This is a genomic window from Salibacterium aidingense DSM 18341 (assembly GCF_000429685.1).
In the GTDB taxonomy this organism is placed as follows: domain Bacteria; phylum Bacillota; class Bacilli; order Bacillales; family Marinococcaceae; genus Salibacterium; species Salibacterium aidingense.
Genome location: NZ_AUCI01000010.1, coordinates 1 through 16,257, shown reverse-complemented (window position 1 = coordinate 16,257; position 16,257 = coordinate 1). Strand labels below are relative to the sequence as shown.

Here is a 16,257-nt window from a genome sequence, read left to right as displayed (position 1 = left end):
TCACTCCCTACAGTCGTTCTCAAAGTGTCTTCTTTGCCATAGGCACGGCTCTCCGCTAACAGGCGCCGATCTGACCCGCATCCTGCAGGGATCGAGTACGTCCAGCTCCCACTCGAGTCTTCATATTTTGACTGTGCTTCGTAAATACAGTTTATTTAGAATACGAAACGTGCAGGTTTTTACCATTCCTCTTATCTTTTGTCCCGGTCTCTTTTTAGGACGGTATTATCCTTGATCAATTTTCATGTCTCCTGGTTTAATCCATTGTTTCTTTCTCATCCACTCGGATAAACCAAGACTTACAAGAGCTGGACCGATAATATGGATAACCAGCATAATGAATAATATATTTAGATGAAACCCCATTACAGAGAAAGTCATCACTTGTCCTACTAATCCGCTTGTTCCCATTCCGGCACCAGAAGGGTTATTCTCCATTAAAAACACCATCGTTGCCAGCGGAGCAAAAACAGCTCCTGCAATGGTCGGGGGCAGTAGAATAACAGGCTTTCTTACAATGTTAGGCACCTGCAGCATAGACGTGCCGATCCCCAGGGCTGCCAATCCCGACACTCCGTTTTCCCGGTAGCTGCTTACGGCAAATCCAACCATTTGTGCGGCACAGCCTACTGTTGCAGCACCTGCGGCAATTCCTTCCAACTCAATCATAATGGCAATGGCTGCACTGGAAATCGGAGCTGTCAAGGCCAGCCCCATCAACACAGCTACGATCATTCCCATAATAAACGGCTGTTGTTCGGTCGCCCACATGACCGTATCCCCAATACCTATCATGCCTGTATCAATGATCGGCCCAAGAAAGTAAGCCACCACATAGCCCGCTGCAATCGTTACAAATGGAGTAATGATAATATCAAGCCTGGTTTCCTTCGAAACTAGTTTTCCAATTTCTACAGATAATAAAGCTGCCAAAAACGCGCCGGCCGGACCTCCTAGTTCAGCTCCGGCTGCTCCTGTAATAACAGCCGAGAACATAACAAGCGGCGGCGCCTTCAGTCCATAGGCCACAGCAGCTCCAATCGCCGGCCCCATCAAATCCATAGCCAGCTGCCCCATGTCCGTCAAAAACGAAAAGCTTAGCTGTTCTCCAATTGTGCGGATAATCAAACCTATGATTAAAGACGCAAACAAACCCAGGGCCATAAAGCTTAAGGCTGTTACCGCATATGTCTTTACAGATAAGTTTACACCCTTACGTAAAAAAAAGTCCTTCATATCTCTCCCCCGCTCCAGTTTATACTTTTTGTCATGTGATTTTTTTCACTTGTTTCTATCTTACCCTTTCCCAGCGTTCGTTGACAAGAGAGTAAAAGCCTTTTGCGATGTTTACATATACGTTTCTTCGGAAAAACAAGAAATAAAGGAGGACGATTGTAATGGAGTTGAATGTATACTTAGCAGGACAGATTCACGATATTGGAGAGAGGAACTGCGTCAACTAGCAGATGAAGAGCAGCTTCCGCTTTACTTTTTTGGACCGATGGAAAATCATAGCCGTTCTGACAATATCGGCGAAGAGATACTCGGCAAACAATATGACGCCGTATTAAAAGATGAAGCAGCTTCCAGTTTCAATAATTTGCGGACCGAAATTCTTATGCAGAAGGCTGATGTCGTGATTGCCTTGTTTGGAGAAAAATATAAACAATGGAATACAGCCATGGATGCGGGGGCCGCAGCCGCCATGGGAAAACCACTTATCCTCATACGTCCGGCAGACCTTCACCATCCTACAAAAGAACTCGTGAACAAAGCAAATGTAGTAGTAGAAACAAAAGAACAGGCCATACAGGCATTGTCCTATGTTTTTGAAACAGATTAGAATACCTCTGCCAGAAGATTGTCCTTCGGGCCTCCCTTGGCAGGAAACAGGATTTCCAACACACCAGGAATTCAGGATATTTCAGTCCTGCAGAGCAAAAGAGGGCTCTCCTCCATTGCAAGGAGGCCCCTTTTTCTGCTTACGTGGTATAAAAACGCCATTGACCATATAACAGCTGAACCGTATGGGTGAACATATCGGCTCTGGAAATGATGCCATCTGTGAAAATGCCAACGGCCCCTTCGTTCTGGCTGACATCGTGCCGGTCTGTATAGAGATCCATAACTGTCTTCAATTCTTTGCCTGCACGCAGTCCTTCTGCAATTTCTTCCGGGAGTCTGATTTTTGCACCTGCTGCTGTAAAAATGTTCCCCTGCGTATCAGCCAGAGCTCCCCAATTGCACAAATACAGACCGTCTTCCATTTCGGTTACTCCACCTTCAAGACCGATCCCTATATCCGCCTCTTTTTTTACTACAGCTTGGGCCCGGGTTTCAGCCCCGGCTTTTGTTTCTTCCTCGGAAAAAGGCTGCGCCGACACGGCACTGTCTACTTCGTATCCATAAATACGATACCCTTTATCGGAAAAGACAGCAGAAACCGCCTGTATTTTTGCCTTATTGCCCGATCCGACACCGCAAACGTTACTCATTTGTTCAGACCTCTTTGCGAATTTGCTCGACTGCGTTATTGTCCGTTTTCTCGACTAATTTTACGAGCAGTTCTTTTGCGGCATCATAATCATCCACATGAAGAATTGAGGCCGCTGTATGAATGTATCTGGAGCAGACACCGATAACGGCAGAGGGCACCCCTTCATTCGATAGATGCACCCTGCCTGCATCCGTGCCGCCCTGAGAAACAAAGTACTGATAGGGAATATCATGAGACTCTGCTGTATCGAGTACAAATTCACGCATACCGCGGTGGGTTACCATGGTTTGGTCAAAAATGCGGAGCAGAGCACCTTTGCCAAGACGGCCGAAAGCATCACTGCCGCCTGCTGCGTCGTTAGCAGGGCTAGCATCCATTGCATAGAATATATCTGGCTTGATCATGGAAGATGCTGTGGCCGCTCCGCGCAATCCAACTTCTTCCTGAACCGTCGCCCCAGAATATACCGTATTAGGATGGTTCTTATCCTGCATTTCTTTCAACAGCTCAATCGACAGACCAACCCCGTATCGGTTATCCCACGCTTTTGCCATAATTTTTTTCTCGTTGGCCATCGGAGTGAAAGGACAAATCGGCAGAATTGGCTGGCCCGGCTGAATCCCGATATTTTCTGCATCCTCTTTATCATCCGCCCCAATATCTATGTACATCTTTTTTAACGGCATTGGTTTTTGCCGCTGAGACTCTTCCAGTAAATGTGGTGGAATTGAGCCTATCACACCGGGAACTGGGCCATTTTCTGTGATAATCTGTACTCTCTGGGCCAACAGGACCTGGCTCCACCAGCCTCCCAGGGTTTCAAACTGAATCATGCCTTTTTTGTTAATATGCTTTACCATAAAACCGACTTCATCCATATGGCCTGCTGCCATTACTTTCGGGCCGTTCTCAGACCCATATTTTATCCCGAACACACTTCCCAGTTTATCTTGGATTATATCATCGCTGTATTTGTTTAATTGCTCTCTCACGTACGATCTCACTTGCGTTTCAAAACCGGGAGCACCCGGAAGTTCCGTTAAAACCTGAAACATCTGCTTTGTCTCTTCGTTCATGATATACTCCTTTCGGGGACCTTCCTCTCTCATATTTTACCGAAAGCGTTTATTTTTTTCCACCACAAAACAGATTTGCGTTTGGAATCCAGCTTATTTTAGGCTATACTTGTAACAAATGACATAGGAAAGGCAGGGTTAATATGAAAGTAAGAGATATTCTTATTGGAGCTGGTGTTGGATTTTTAGCAGGATATGCACTCAAAGAATATACCGGAAGTGAACACATTTCTCCGGAAAAAGCACTAAAAACAGTGAAAGAAAACATTCAAGATCATATACCTGTCAACGGGTCATGGATTCACATGACCGCCGAGGATTACAAAAAAGATGACCTTGAATACAAGGTATACCGCGGCGGAATTTCCAGTACCAAAGAAGGCGAGACCACACAAATGGACTTTATTGTCGATGCCAAAACCGGTACTATCCTAGAGCTTACTTCTTAATAGATTTAGGCCTCCGCAGCTTTTCACGGGCCGCCCGGGCTTTCGAAGAAATGTAGAATGGTTTAAGGGCACAGCCTATCAGGAAAAATAGAAGAACGGCATGTATAAAAAAAAGGAGCTGGTACCAGATACCAGCTCCTTTCCTGTTATTTTACCGGCTTTTTCAGAATTCCAACAAGCAGGGCGGTGACGATCATGCCGATCAATACTGCCACTGCATAAAATAATGGGTTTGTTCCCTGAATGGTCAGGAAGACAAAGATTCCACCGTGCGGAGCAGGCAGACCTGCGCCGAACAGCATGGCAAATGCTCCGGCCGTGGCGGAACCGGCAATGATAGAAGGAATCACTCGCCCTGGGTCCACTGCTGCAAATGGAATCGCCCCTTCCGTGATAAAAAAGGCTCCCATAAAGTAATTCGTTAACCCGGCATCTCGTTCTTCCTTGGTGAATTTATTTTTAAATAGGTTTGTTGCCAGGGCAAGACCGAGCGGCGGCACCATCCCGCCTGCCATAATGGCAGCATGCGGCGCAAAGTTCCCCGCATCAATCATTGCAATACCAAACGTAAAAGCTGCTTTATTTACCGGGCCGCCCATATCCACGGCCATCATCCCGCCTAGAATAAGTCCGAGTATAACAATATTACCGGTTCCCATCCCGTTCAGCCAATTTTCGAGTATGGTATTAAATTGACTGACCGGAGGATTGATGACAAAGGCCATAAGCAAACCAACGATAAAGATATTGAATACAGGGTAAAAGAGTATCGTTTTAATGCCATCCAGGACTTTCGGCATACCGGACAGTGCTTTTTTCATAAGATTAGCGACGTAACCGGCAAGAAAACCTGCAATCAGGCCGCCGAGAAAACCAGCACCTCCTGTTGTAGCCATGAAACCTCCGATCATGCCGGGAGCGAAACCAGGACGGTCGGCAATACTCATCGCTATAAAACCGGCAAGTACGGCTACCATTAATTGAAAAGCGTGTTCTGCGCCGATAGAATTCAACGCAGCTGCGAACTGATTATAACTTTCATGTTCTGGATCTGCTGAATTAATGCCGAAAAAGAAGGAAACAGCAATCAACACCCCGCCGCCGACGACAAACGGCAGCATATTGGAAACACCATTCATCAGGTGCTTGTAAAAACCAGTCCGGCCCTTACTATCCCCCGCATTTTCCTCCTTATTTTCACCGGCAGCATGATAGACAGGAACCTCCTTGTTTGTTATCTGCTCGATGAGTTCCTTCGGGCGCCTCATACCATCGGTCACACCTTTGATCAATACCGGCTTCCCATCAAACCGGTCCATCTCCACCTTCGTGTCCGAAGCTATAATAATGCCGTCTGCCTCCGCTATTTCTTCTCTTGTCAACGGGTTGCCGATTCCTTCCGAGCCATTCGTTTCTACTTTGATAGAAATCCCTTTTTCTTTGGCCTGCTCCTTCAAAGCATCTGCGGCCATAAAAGTGTGGGCAATCCCTGTCGGACAGCCTGTCACGGCAAGAATTTGCGGAGTAGAAGACGGCGGGGCAGCGCTCCCATTGGTTTCCGTTTTATTATCCTCTTCTGCCCCCAGCTTCTCTATTTCCTTTTGATCGACAAGCTGTAAAATCTCTTCCTCCGAAGAAGCCTCCAATAAATCCGACCGAAAACTTTCATCCATTAAAAGAGTGGATAGTCTCGATAACGTCTGCAAATGATCCTGATTGGCTCCTTCACTCGCGGCAATCATAAAAAACAGATGGGCCGGCTGGCCGTCCAGCGAGTCATAATCCGTTCCTTCCTGAGAACGTCCAAATGCAATGGCCGGTGTTTTCACCGCATCTGTTTTGGCGTGGGGAATGGCGATTCCTTCCCCAATACCGGTGGAACTTTCCTGTTCTCTGGCATGAATGGCTTCTTTAAAAGAAGCAGGATCCGACAATCGGCCGGCTTTGTCTAATTGATGAACCAGCTCGTCGATTACGCCATCTTTAGAATTTGCCTGCAAATCCAACATCATTGTGTCTGTTTTCAGCAGTTCTGTAATTTTCATATTGATTTCACCCCTTTTTAACATTCCCCTTGGCTTTGTTCTTCGAGTATTTTAATAGCTACCTCTCTCTGCATCTGTTCTACTTCTTCTTTTGTACAAAATGTTTCAGAAAAAGCGGTAGCACTTCCGGCTCCCACTGCAAAGGCTAAAACTTCTTCCGGTCTGTGAAACTGCTGCTCTCCTGCAATAAATCCGGCTACCAGGGAATCCCCTGCTCCAACGGAATTGACCGCCTTCCGCCGGGGAGGAAGCGCCTGATAAGCTCCACCTGCATGCAAATAAACAGCCCCATCCCCAGCCATAGAAATGACCACATGTTGGACTTTGTAGTCCTCCATCAATCTCTTGCCATAGTAAACAGCTTCCTGAACGGAAGAAATCGATGTTTCATATAACTCCCCTAATTCCTTGTGGTTTGGCTTAGTGAAATACGGCTGTGTTTGCAGCGCAGCTTTTAAGGGTGCCCCGCTTGTATCAAGATATAAGCGGACGTTTTTTTCATTCATGCCGGCCATCAAGGTTTGATAGAAATCGTCTGATAAAGCGGATGGGAGACTGCCGGCAAGGACTAACTGATCTCCTGTCTGCAGTTTCTCTAATTTCGCAGCCAATGCGGAACAATTTTTCTCCGAAATATGCGGAGAAACCCCATTCACTTCGGTTTCCTCCTCCCCTCTGATTTTGACATTGATTCTCGTGTCTCCCTCGACAGAAACAAAATCTGTGTTTATTTTCTCTTGTTTTAAAATCTGCTCTATATAATCGCCGGTAAATCCACCGGCGAATCCCAGAGCGGTACTGGAACAACCAAGCCGATGCAGGACACGGGAAACATTAATCCCTTTGCCGCCCGGGTATTTGATATCTTCTTTTGAACGATTTACCGTGCCTTCCTGAAACCCTGGAACGTCCACGACATAATCCAATGCCGGATTGAGTGTTAATGTATAAATCATGTTTTCACTACCTTTACTTCTGTTCGTTGTCTCAACTTCTCAAGATGCTCCCTGTCTATTTTCTCTGAAGTGATAATACCAGCCTGTTCGACCGATTCCACATAGGAAAAGGAAACTTCTCCTGTTTTGGAATGATCGGCAAGGACCCACCGTCTCGACGACAAAGCTATTGCTGTTTTTTTGACATAAGCCTCTTCCGGGTCCGGGGTAGTCAACCCGTTCTCCTCATCTATCCCATTTATTCCAAGAAAACAGGCATCAAAACGGAACCCGCGCAGAGATTCTGCCGCTTTTTCCCCAGTCAATGCAGAGGTGCCGGATTTGGCTTTTCCTCCGGTCACATACGTCTGAATGCCGTGTTCCAAAAGAAGAGGCACATGAGGAATGCCATTTGTCACGACTACCGCCTCTTTTTCAATCAGAAACGGAATCATTTCAATGGTCGTCGTACCTGCATCGATGAACAAGCAATCTCTCCTGTTAATTTGGGAAGCAGCCCATTGAGCAATGGCTTTTTTTTCTTCCTGATTCAAGCTTTCTTTTTCTGCAATGGACGGTTCTTCCAGTTTACGTTTTGAAAGAGAAGCCCCTCCATGTAAGCGTTTAACATAATTTTCAGATTCAAGTTCGGTTAAGTCCCGTCTTACGGTTGACTCTGATGCACCTGTTACAAGAACCAACTCCTGAATGGATGCAATATCCTGTGCCTGCAAAACATTTAAAATGGTTTCTTTTCTTTCAGCGTGAAGCATATTCCTGCCTCCCTGACTATTAATAAGGAAACGCTTACCCAAGTTTCTTGTTCTAGTATATACTCATATTCAATCAAAATCAATCAATAACATTCAAATTTAATTATATTTTTGATTGAATCCAGTCAAAAAAAGAGGACAATCCCATCAGGACGTCCCCTCGTTCCTTCCTTTATACTGCCCGGCTCCCTATGCCTGGCGGAGCACTTGATTTTGTATCGTTCCGTTTGAAGTAAATTGAACAGCACGGTATTTATAATCATGATAAAATGTATACCATGCTTCATTGTTATAGCCAAGGTCCATATACGTCTGTTTCATGGCTATAGAATCCATGGGGTAATCATCATAAGCCATCACCCATAAAACTTTTTGATGGGCATGTGTCCCCATATTATCTGCCATATGAATAACCATATCTTCTCCCTGCTCAATCATGATGATGCTCATACCCTTGCTGTGGCCGCCTGTTTTCCGCTGCACAATGCCCGGTGCAGGAGAGCGTTCTTCTTCAAACGTTTTTACTTTATGCTCTACAGGCTTCCAATTCTGCTTCCAATACGTGCTGGCGGACCGGATGTTCGGGTTTTTCATTTCTTCCCATTCCAGCGCCGAGGTGTAGATGACAGCATTTTCAAAAGCCGGCACCTCTCTGCCGTCTTTCCATTTCACCAGCCCTGCAGCATGATCATAATGCATGTGGGTCATAAGCACTTCATCAATATCCGCTGTTGTCAATCCCAGCTTTTGAAGATCTTCTTCCACCAATGATTCTTCCGTAATACCAAAATTACGCTTTTGCTTCTCGGTGAATCTATCATTTCCGAGACCTGCTTCCATTAGCATCGTTTTACCATGGCCCTGGATAAGAATCGGATCACTGCGGAGTTCAATCTGATTCTTTTCATTTACCGGGTATTTTTTTGACCAAAGCGGTTTCGGAACTACTCCAAACATGGCTCCGCCATCTAGATGTGTTACCCCTCCACGCAGCCAGGTGAGGGTATAATCCCCTATCGTTAATTGTTCCATCCGCAAATCCCCCTTCCTTTCAGGTTAACCATCTCCCGAGTGTGTATCATTAGATGGGAATAAAGCCTCCAGGCGAAAAATCGGTTGTCCCTTTTGTGCAAATTTCTCTTCATATTCTGTCATAATATTTTCTTCCCTCTTGCTTTGATGAAGGTTCAGCGATATATTTTTCAACATCATTCCATATCTCGACATACTTTCTATCGAGTATTCAAACAATCCTTGATTGTCCGTCTTCATATGAATCTCTGCTTCTTCGCTTAATACTTTCTCATAAAGGGACAAATACGTCTTGTAGGTCAGTCTTCGTTTTTCATGTCTTGTTTTTGGCCAGGGGTCTGTAAAATTAATAAATAAACGGTCCACCTCCCCGTACTGAAAGTAATCAAGCAATTGAATGACATCTCCATGGATAAAGCGAACATTACTCTGCCGGTCCTGGAGAAGCCGCTGTAATCCCGTGACCAGCACACTCTCAAACTTCTCAATACCAATAAAATTAATATCAGGATATGCACGACTCATATTATCAATAAATTTTCCTTTGCCTGTCCCTACTTCTACATAAATCGGATTGTTATTCCCAAACATCTCTTCCCAGCGGGAAGCCATTTGAGAAGGACTCGATATAACAAATTCCGGATGTTTCTCTATCCATTCCTTAGCCCATGGTTTGCGGCGAAGTCTCACTGCCATTCCTCCTGTATGTATAAGAAAAGCGCAAGCGCCCTCAGAAGCCGCGACAGGTTCTGCGACGCACAGGGGTGCTAGTACCGCCGTTTCCCACAGGACGTTCGTGGTCTTCGTAGAAGATTCTTATGGAGGCAACTTCATGCGTCACGTCCTGTGACAACGTCATAGGTATAGGTAAAAGGAGGGTCGGTTAAAACCGCCTCGTCCTGAGGCAGCACCGAACTGACCTGCATCCTGCTGGCCCTCGTGCGGGCCTCCGAGCGGCTGGGCGCTGGATCTCGAAAACGCCCAAGATTTATGCTTTCCTATATACTGAAATAAGACCCGGCTGACGCCGGGCCGTTTACATTTTACAGTTTTCTAGATCCGGCCGTATAATAACTGGCGCAGGTAATCGGTCCATAAGGCGGCCTCGTATTTCTTTTCCTTTCGTTTATAATAAAGGGCATGATCCAATGCATGCGAAATAACGTACCAGTGCATTCGTTTCTTTAAATTACTGGTAAGAGGAAGCCCGTAATGGCGTAACCATAACTCCCATTCTTCAGCGGGTATGTATTCATATAATAAAAGTCCCAGATCAAACGCGGGATCGGCCACTGTCGCCCCATCCCAATCAATTAAATAAAGTTCATTGTCCGAATTAATCATCCAGTTATTATGATTAATATCACAATGACAGACAACCATGTGGGTAGAGCTCATTTCAGGATACTCTGCCAATAAATAATGGATCGCCTCCTGAAACAGCGAATAGGAGGCTCCTGCTTCCACCAGCTGTCTTCTCAGATTTTCGATAATGATAGACGGGGTCAGCGGTTCATTTCCTATTCGTTTAAACATATCAAGCAATTCGCTTGAAGCATGTATTTTACTAAGCAGGCCGGCAACATCCGGGCGGTTCATATCCGATGAGCGCAGCTCCCGGCCTTGCACCCACCGCTGCGCTGTAATAACATCCCCGTTTTCCAGACGTTTAGTCCAGAGTAATTTCGGAACTATTCCTTCGGCAGAAAGTACTGCTAAAAAAGGGGAAGAGTTGCGCTTTAAGAACAGCTTTTGCTCTCCTGCCCAGGCAATATACGCTTCACCGGTAGTTCCTCCTGCAGGTTCAACCGTCCATTCATTTCCTAAAAGTTCCAATACCTTCACCCTCGATTTCACAGTTTAATCTTTCAACCATAGCGCACAGCAGAAGCTTGCGTTCTATTTTCTGCAGCGTTAACTGCGGATTAGCAGACAAATGCTCCATCCATGCCATCCGCTGTATTAATGTTAGAATGGAATACGTCTCGTAAAAGAGTGAATCGATTTTAATACTATCAAAGATACTATTTCATCGTCAACGCTAACCTCTGTTCCCTCGCGGCCGGAGTTAAGCGTCTCTCCGCCGATTTCCTAAAGGTTGTTCTTTTTTTTCCATCCAAGGAGTGATATAGTAAATACGTTATCTATGATTTGTCATTGGAGGAAACATCTCATGCATCAAACAAACCTATCAAACCGGGCCCGGCTGCTCATTTCCTGTCCCGATCAGCCTGGTATCGTAGCTGCCGTATCGCAGTATTTACGCGACCAGCAGGCAAATATTGTCCAATCCGATCAATACAGCACCGATCCGGAAGGCGGGATGTTTTTTATGAGAATTGAATTCAACCTCCCCGCCTTCGAGGAAAGATATGAATATATCTGCAATGATTTCTCAAGGATAGCAGATGATTTTCAGATGAGCTGGCGTCTTGAGCAGGAAAGAAAAATGAAAAAAATGGCCGTTTTTGTATCCAAAGAAGATCACTGTCTGCTTGAACTGTTATGGAGATGGCGTTCCGGCGAGCTCGAGGTCGATATTCCTGTTGTGTTAAGCAATCACGACCACCTTCGGGATATTGTCGAAAGTTATGGGATACCTTTTTACCATGTCCCGGTCACAAAAGACACCAAACCTGAAGCAGAACAAAAACAAAAAGAGATCCTGCAGAATTACGGTATAGACTTTATCGTATTGGCCCGGTACATGCAGATTCTTTCTGGTGATTTTGTACAAGCGTACCGGCACAAAGTCATTAATATCCATCATTCCTTTCTGCCTGCCTTTATCGGAGCCAACCCTTATAAGAAAGCGTTTGACCGCGGCGTAAAGCTTATCGGTGCTACCGCTCACTACATTACAGATGATCTCGATGAAGGGCCGATTATTGAACAGGAAGTACTCCGTGTCAATCACCGGTACTCCGCAGAACAATTAAAAATTGCCGGGCGCAATGTTGAAAAAATTGCCCTGGCACGAGCAGTGGATTGGCACATTAATGATAAAGTTTTAGTGCACGAAAATAAAACACTTGTCTTCAATTAATGATTCTAATCCCTTGCTGGCGATTGAACAAAGGGCCGGAAGCTGCTCCATGCATAATCCGAATCACGGACGTACAGCTATACGTCCTATGATTTGGATTTTTTATTCTAAGCTCGCTTTCCAAAAAAGATAGAGAGGGAGCCCGGCCAAAACTAGAAGTCTTCCTTCTCCCCATTTACTCTTCTTCCATAAAATCTCTGCGTCGAAAAGAGGTAGTCTGTGTTTGCTGCAGAAATAGTTCCGCTGCATAAAGCTGATTTTTTTTCACGGGAGATGGATTCTTCTTTCTTTTATCGAACCACTCCTGATGGTTTCTTTTATCTACCATCTCGGCTTTCATACCTGCCGCCCGGTGATCAATAATAGAAGAAGGAGCCCACACCACCCGGCGGACATCGAGTGACGAAGAGTGTTCTTTGAATAAGGAATTAATGACACTGCTCATGCGGTTTAAGGAAAGAACGGGATTGACTCTCCGATTTCTGCTTTGATGAACGTATTCGTTCCAGTAACGGCCGGAGGATGTTTCAAATACGCTGTTGGTCTCTCCTGTCAACATCGTCAAACAATAGACTTCCGTAGGAGCAAGAATGATAATATCCATTTCAAGAGGTGCTTTGCCTACGGAAAATACCGGGTAATACATAATCATATAATTGTCCGGCAGCTGACGAACGAGAAAACGCAGCGTCTGATCGTATTTATATTTTGGGTCCATTCTGGATTCTTCCAACATAGAGGCACTTGCCCACCGCAGCTGAGCTGAAAATAAATCTTCAAAAAATAATTCTTTTACTTCATCCAGCGTTTTTCCCTCATAAAACATCAGCTCGTCTTCCATTTCAATTTCCATCGTTTTTTCGTTCCAGCGCTGTCTCCCCGAAAAGTTTTTCAAGCGGTTTACCGCAGCGTGAATAATCCCGTTCTCCCTTTCTTCCAGCCAATCATCCAAGGTTTCTTCCGCCGTTTCATCCATTTTTCGGTTTGCCTTGATCCAGTCCCGTTTCATGTTTTCCCAGCGTTCCTTTTTCAACCGGGAAAATTGGCTGAGATAACGCTGGATATCCTGTTGGTATCGGGATGTGTAATCCTCTAGTTTTATTAAATGAGCCACACTGCTGCCTCCTCTATATTAAAACAAAATAAATGCCAGCGAAGGGATAAGGACAGAAATCAAAACGGCACTTAACGTCATTGCAACCGAACTTGCTGTTCCTTCTCGTTCCCCATTCTCCAGAGCCTTCGCGGTTCCTATGGCATGAGAAGCACTTCCTAAAGCGATGCCTCTCGCTAATTCATGCCGAATGCCGCACCATTTAAAAAACGCGGCAGCGGACACGACACCGCCGATTCCGGCGACCATCACAAACACAGCGGCCAGGGCCGGTGCCCCGCCGGTAGAAGCAGAGACCTCCATGGCAACAGGAGTTGTTACAGATTTGGGGAGAACTGCCGCGATAAGATTCTCCTCGATGCCAGCCCATTTTGCCGGGAAATATCCGGAGAGAATGCCGGCCGCCGCTCCAGCGGTTACCCCACCCATTACAGGAACAGCATACATTTTCAAAACTTCTCTTTGTTTATATAAGGGGATGGCGAGTGCCACTACTGCCGGTCCAAGCAAATGTTCAATCCATTTTCCCCCAATCATGTACGCAGGATAAGATATGCCGGCCGCCGCTAAAAACAACACGATTACGGCAGTACCGGTAACAATGGGGAGGAGAAACGGAAAAGGGAACCGCTTGTATAAAACCCGGCTGCCATAATAAACAGCGACCGTTCCTATGATCGCAGGAAGAGCAATTCCCCACTCATCCATCAGACTCCCTCCTTCTTACCAGCCACTGAGCCGTCCATCCGGCCGTCAGCATTACAATCAGCGTGCTGATATAAGCTATTACGGCCAAGATCAGCCCTTTGCCGGCAAATAATGAAAAGTGTGCCATCACTCCCGCGGTGACGGGGAGAAATAATAAAGGCATATGGGAGAGCAATAGATTTGCTCCTTTTTCAATCAAGGCCGGCTTTACCAGTTTTGCATAAAAAAACAACAATAACAGGAGCATCCCTATAATACTTCCGGGTATCACTGTATTTAATGTTTCCTGAATCCACACACCTGCGTAGTAAAATAAATAAAGAATGCCAATGTGTACTATCATTCGAATGCCGTCCATCATGCTTCTCCTCTATCCAGTAAACGCCATTAGCCTGCCTGCTTATTTTCCTATATCGTCAGCTAATGGGAATTTTTCCACTGCTTCATATTTAGGTTCTGTATGCCAATGGGTCCGGTACAAGACGACCTCTTCCACCGTCCACTTCATCGATTTCAAGGGAGGTACCGTTTCTATTCGGGATGGAAAGGAATCATTTCCCTGCCATTTTCGGGCAATGGTAATATGCGGATGATACGGCCGGGTTTCTTTAGAAAAACCAAAAGAACCGCACGCTTCAGAGACTCTTCTTTGTAATTGTTGTAATACTTGGGGACCTTCCACCCCGGCCCACAAGATTTTCGGGGCTTCCGGCCTCCCAAAAAATCCAGTTTTCCCCGCCTTGAGTGAAAAACGCGGAAATTCCCTGCTTTGTCTTCGTATCGCATGAGATACACCGTCTACTGCTTCCTGAGACGCGGCCCCCAAAAAAAATAGGGTAATATGATAATCGTTTTTATGCACCCATTTTTTAAAAGACAGAGAAGATTTCGCTTTCTGCGTCCATTGAGCTATGGTTTCTCCGGCCTCCGCCGGGACAGGCAGAGCCAGAAAGTAATGAAAATCCATCTTATTCCTCCTTGTCTGCGGAGCATGTCCTGCCTTCATTATATCGAAACCATCGAACTTTGGCTAAATACAGCCTTTCCTTTAGTCTTACCCTGTTTACGGATAGGAGGAAGGAGGATGGATATGTTAAGATGAATTTTACAAGGGCGATGTTTAAAAAGGAAGTGTCAAACCTATGCGAGTTGTAAATAATATGTCGGATCTTGTGGGCGATACGCCGCTTGTGAAACTGAACCGGCTTCCCGAAGCTGGGGGTGCTCAAGTGTATCTAAAACTTGAATTTCAAAATCCCAGTGGCAGCGTCAAGGATCGAGCTGCAAAAAATATGATCGTCCAGGCAGAGAAAAAAGGTCTTCTGAAAGAGGACTCTGTCATCATCGAACCAACTTCTGGAAATACAGGAATTGGACTCGCCATGAATGCTTCGGCAAGAGGCTACCGTTCCATTCTCGTCATGCCTGATACTATGTCTCAGGAACGAATCAATTTACTGAAGGCCTATGGAGCAGAAGTCGAATTAACCCCCGGTTCTAAAAAAATGCCGGGAGCCATCGAAAGAGCCCACGAATTAGTCGAAGAAATCCCCCGCAGTTTTATGCCAATGCAGTTTGAAAATGAAGACAATCCGGATGCCCACCGGACAGGCACAGCCGAAGAAATAAAAGAAGCAATGGACGAGCTCGGAAAACCACTCGGCGCGTTTGTGGCAGCCTCCGGCACAGGCGGTACTATTACCGGTACCGGAGAAGCTTTAAGAACATATTACCCGGAAGTAACGATCCACGTCGTCGAACCTTTCGGGTCCCCAGTTTTATCCGGAGGAAACCCGGGGCCCCACAAACTGGTCGGAACCAGCCCTGGTTTTATTCCTCCAGTACTCAATCAGGATATTTACAGTCACATTTACAAAATATCAGATGAAGATGCCTATCATGCTGCCAGAGGACTGGCGCGGGAAGAAGGGATACTCGTCGGACCATCCTCTGGCGCGGCCTGTTTTGCCGGCATGGAAACGGCTAAAACCATGAAACCGGACCAAACCGTCGTCGTTATCGCCTGTGATACCGGGGAACGTTATCTTTCCACCGACCTCTTTCAAAGGAACGACGATACTTAAGAAATATGTCGTTTTCCCAGAATCCTGTTCTGCCGACAGCGCCTTATTTGCGGCCATTAATTCCGCTAAATGGCATAATTCGAGGCCAGTGGCGGGTTTTTCGGACATTTGTTCCGCTATCCGGGCTCTAGATCACTTCTTTGAGGTGGAAAAAGATAAATAACGGAACAAATGGATCTATGTCAAGAAAGTAGACACCCTTTTTTATGATTTGTCCGTTATAAAACGGAACGGACGCAGGTTTTTTCCCACCTGTCAGGATAGATGATGCCGCGGAAGCGTCAAGCTCAAACCGCTTGACCCATCCGCTCTATCATCTAGAGCGGTGGTTAAGGAAAAAAGTACTCTCCTGCCTGCATTAGGAGGTTTCTACGGGCGCTCGACTCCGCAGAACCTGCTGTTTATAATACTGCACCGGGGTCAAATAGTTCAGGGTACTGTGGATACGCTTGCGGTTGTAAATCAGTTCAATATAGCGAAAAATCTTGTCATGCGCCT

Annotated in this window: 17 protein-coding genes and 1 pseudogene; 4 read left to right on the top strand and 14 right to left on the bottom strand. The window is 45.8% G+C overall.

The features are described 5' to 3' along the window. Positions 1-225: 225 nt before the first annotated feature. Positions 226-1,236, bottom strand: coding sequence for a PTS transporter subunit IIC (locus G475_RS0111030; RefSeq protein WP_026701351.1), 1,011 nt, complete (start codon positions 1,234-1,236; stop codon positions 226-228). A 161-nt stretch (positions 1,237-1,397) separates the two neighbouring features. Here G475_RS0111030 and G475_RS24800 point away from each other — a divergent pair. After that, positions 1,398-1,843: pseudogene (locus G475_RS24800) on the top strand (YtoQ family protein). A gap of 139 nt (positions 1,844-1,982) precedes the next feature. On the opposite strand, the gene G475_RS0111015 reads toward G475_RS24800, so the two are convergent. After that, positions 1,983-2,495 carry a DUF84 family protein gene (locus G475_RS0111015; protein WP_026701350.1) on the bottom strand — a complete coding sequence of 171 codons (513 nt, stop codon included), beginning with the start codon at positions 2,493-2,495 and terminating at the stop codon, positions 1,983-1,985. Between the two features lie 4 nt (positions 2,496-2,499). Then, the gene (locus tag G475_RS0111010; protein ID WP_026701349.1) at positions 2,500-3,573 is read right to left on the bottom strand and encodes a M42 family metallopeptidase; all 1,074 of its coding nucleotides are present in this window, start codon (positions 3,571-3,573) and stop codon (positions 2,500-2,502) included. Between the two features lie 143 nt (positions 3,574-3,716). Here G475_RS0111010 and G475_RS0111005 point away from each other — a divergent pair, with 143 nt between their 5' ends. Continuing rightward, positions 3,717-4,022 (top strand): PepSY domain-containing protein, encoded by a 306-nt coding sequence (locus tag G475_RS0111005; RefSeq protein ID WP_026701348.1) that lies wholly within the window; start codon positions 3,717-3,719, stop codon positions 4,020-4,022. A 146-nt stretch (positions 4,023-4,168) separates the two neighbouring features. Here the strand turns inward: G475_RS0111005 and G475_RS0111000 are convergent, their stop codons facing one another. From G475_RS0111000 to G475_RS0110975, 6 genes are all read right to left on the bottom strand, one after another. Further along, the gene (locus G475_RS0111000) at positions 4,169-6,067 is read right to left on the bottom strand and encodes a PTS fructose transporter subunit IIABC (RefSeq protein ID WP_026701347.1); all 1,899 of its coding nucleotides are present in this window, start codon (positions 6,065-6,067) and stop codon (positions 4,169-4,171) included. A gap of 17 nt (positions 6,068-6,084) precedes the next feature. Further along, entirely contained in the window at positions 6,085-7,023 is a 939-nt protein-coding gene (pfkB, locus tag G475_RS0110995; RefSeq protein ID WP_026701346.1) for a 1-phosphofructokinase, read from the bottom strand. Next, positions 7,020-7,775, bottom strand: a complete 756-nt coding sequence (locus tag G475_RS0110990; RefSeq protein WP_026701345.1) for a DeoR/GlpR family DNA-binding transcription regulator — start codon at positions 7,773-7,775, stop codon at positions 7,020-7,022. The genes pfkB and G475_RS0110990 overlap by 4 nt, the downstream gene beginning before the upstream one ends. 189 nt (positions 7,776-7,964) lie before the next feature. Beyond that, positions 7,965-8,807: a YtnP family quorum-quenching lactonase gene (locus tag G475_RS0110985; RefSeq protein ID WP_026701344.1), complete on the bottom strand. Its 843-nt coding sequence runs from the start codon at positions 8,805-8,807 to the stop codon at positions 7,965-7,967. A gap of 24 nt (positions 8,808-8,831) precedes the next feature. Beyond that, the gene (gene trmB / locus G475_RS0110980; RefSeq protein WP_026701343.1) at positions 8,832-9,497 is read right to left on the bottom strand and encodes a tRNA (guanosine(46)-N7)-methyltransferase TrmB; all 666 of its coding nucleotides are present in this window, start codon (positions 9,495-9,497) and stop codon (positions 8,832-8,834) included. A 363-nt stretch (positions 9,498-9,860) separates the two neighbouring features. Continuing rightward, a complete protein-coding gene (locus G475_RS0110975; protein WP_026701342.1) occupies positions 9,861-10,643 on the bottom strand; it encodes a phosphotransferase family protein in 783 nt (260 codons plus the stop codon). Between the two features lie 337 nt (positions 10,644-10,980). Here G475_RS0110975 and purU point away from each other — a divergent pair, with 337 nt between their 5' ends. After that, complete coding sequence (gene purU, locus G475_RS0110970) at positions 10,981-11,853, top strand: formyltetrahydrofolate deformylase (RefSeq protein WP_026701341.1); 873 nt, start codon at positions 10,981-10,983, stop codon at positions 11,851-11,853. Between the two features lie 175 nt (positions 11,854-12,028). Here purU and G475_RS0110965 read toward each other — a convergent pair whose 3' ends face one another. From G475_RS0110965 to thpR, 4 genes are read right to left on the bottom strand one after another with little or no spacing between them, the layout of a single operon-like run. Continuing rightward, positions 12,029-12,967: a nuclease-related domain-containing protein gene (locus G475_RS0110965; RefSeq protein ID WP_026701340.1), complete on the bottom strand. Its 939-nt coding sequence runs from the start codon at positions 12,965-12,967 to the stop codon at positions 12,029-12,031. A gap of 18 nt (positions 12,968-12,985) precedes the next feature. Continuing rightward, a complete protein-coding gene (locus G475_RS0110960; RefSeq protein ID WP_026701339.1) occupies positions 12,986-13,675 on the bottom strand; it encodes an LrgB family protein in 690 nt (229 codons plus the stop codon). Next, positions 13,668-14,033, bottom strand: a complete 366-nt coding sequence (locus G475_RS0110955; protein WP_026701338.1) for a CidA/LrgA family protein — start codon at positions 14,031-14,033, stop codon at positions 13,668-13,670. Before G475_RS0110955 ends, G475_RS0110960 begins: the two co-directional genes overlap by 8 nt. A 42-nt stretch (positions 14,034-14,075) precedes the next feature. Further along, the gene (thpR, locus tag G475_RS0110950) at positions 14,076-14,642 is read right to left on the bottom strand and encodes an RNA 2',3'-cyclic phosphodiesterase (RefSeq protein WP_026701337.1); all 567 of its coding nucleotides are present in this window, start codon (positions 14,640-14,642) and stop codon (positions 14,076-14,078) included. A gap of 175 nt (positions 14,643-14,817) precedes the next feature. On the opposite strand from thpR, the gene cysK reads away from it, so the two are divergent. Then, positions 14,818-15,759, top strand: coding sequence for a cysteine synthase A (gene cysK / locus G475_RS0110945; protein ID WP_026701336.1), 942 nt, complete (start codon positions 14,818-14,820; stop codon positions 15,757-15,759). Positions 15,760-16,117: 358 nt separating this feature from the next. Here cysK and G475_RS28020 read toward each other — a convergent pair whose 3' ends face one another. After that, positions 16,118-16,243 carry an IS3 family transposase gene (locus tag G475_RS28020; protein WP_407636188.1) on the bottom strand — a complete coding sequence of 42 codons (126 nt, stop codon included), beginning with the start codon at positions 16,241-16,243 and terminating at the stop codon, positions 16,118-16,120. Positions 16,244-16,257 lie beyond the last annotated feature (14 nt).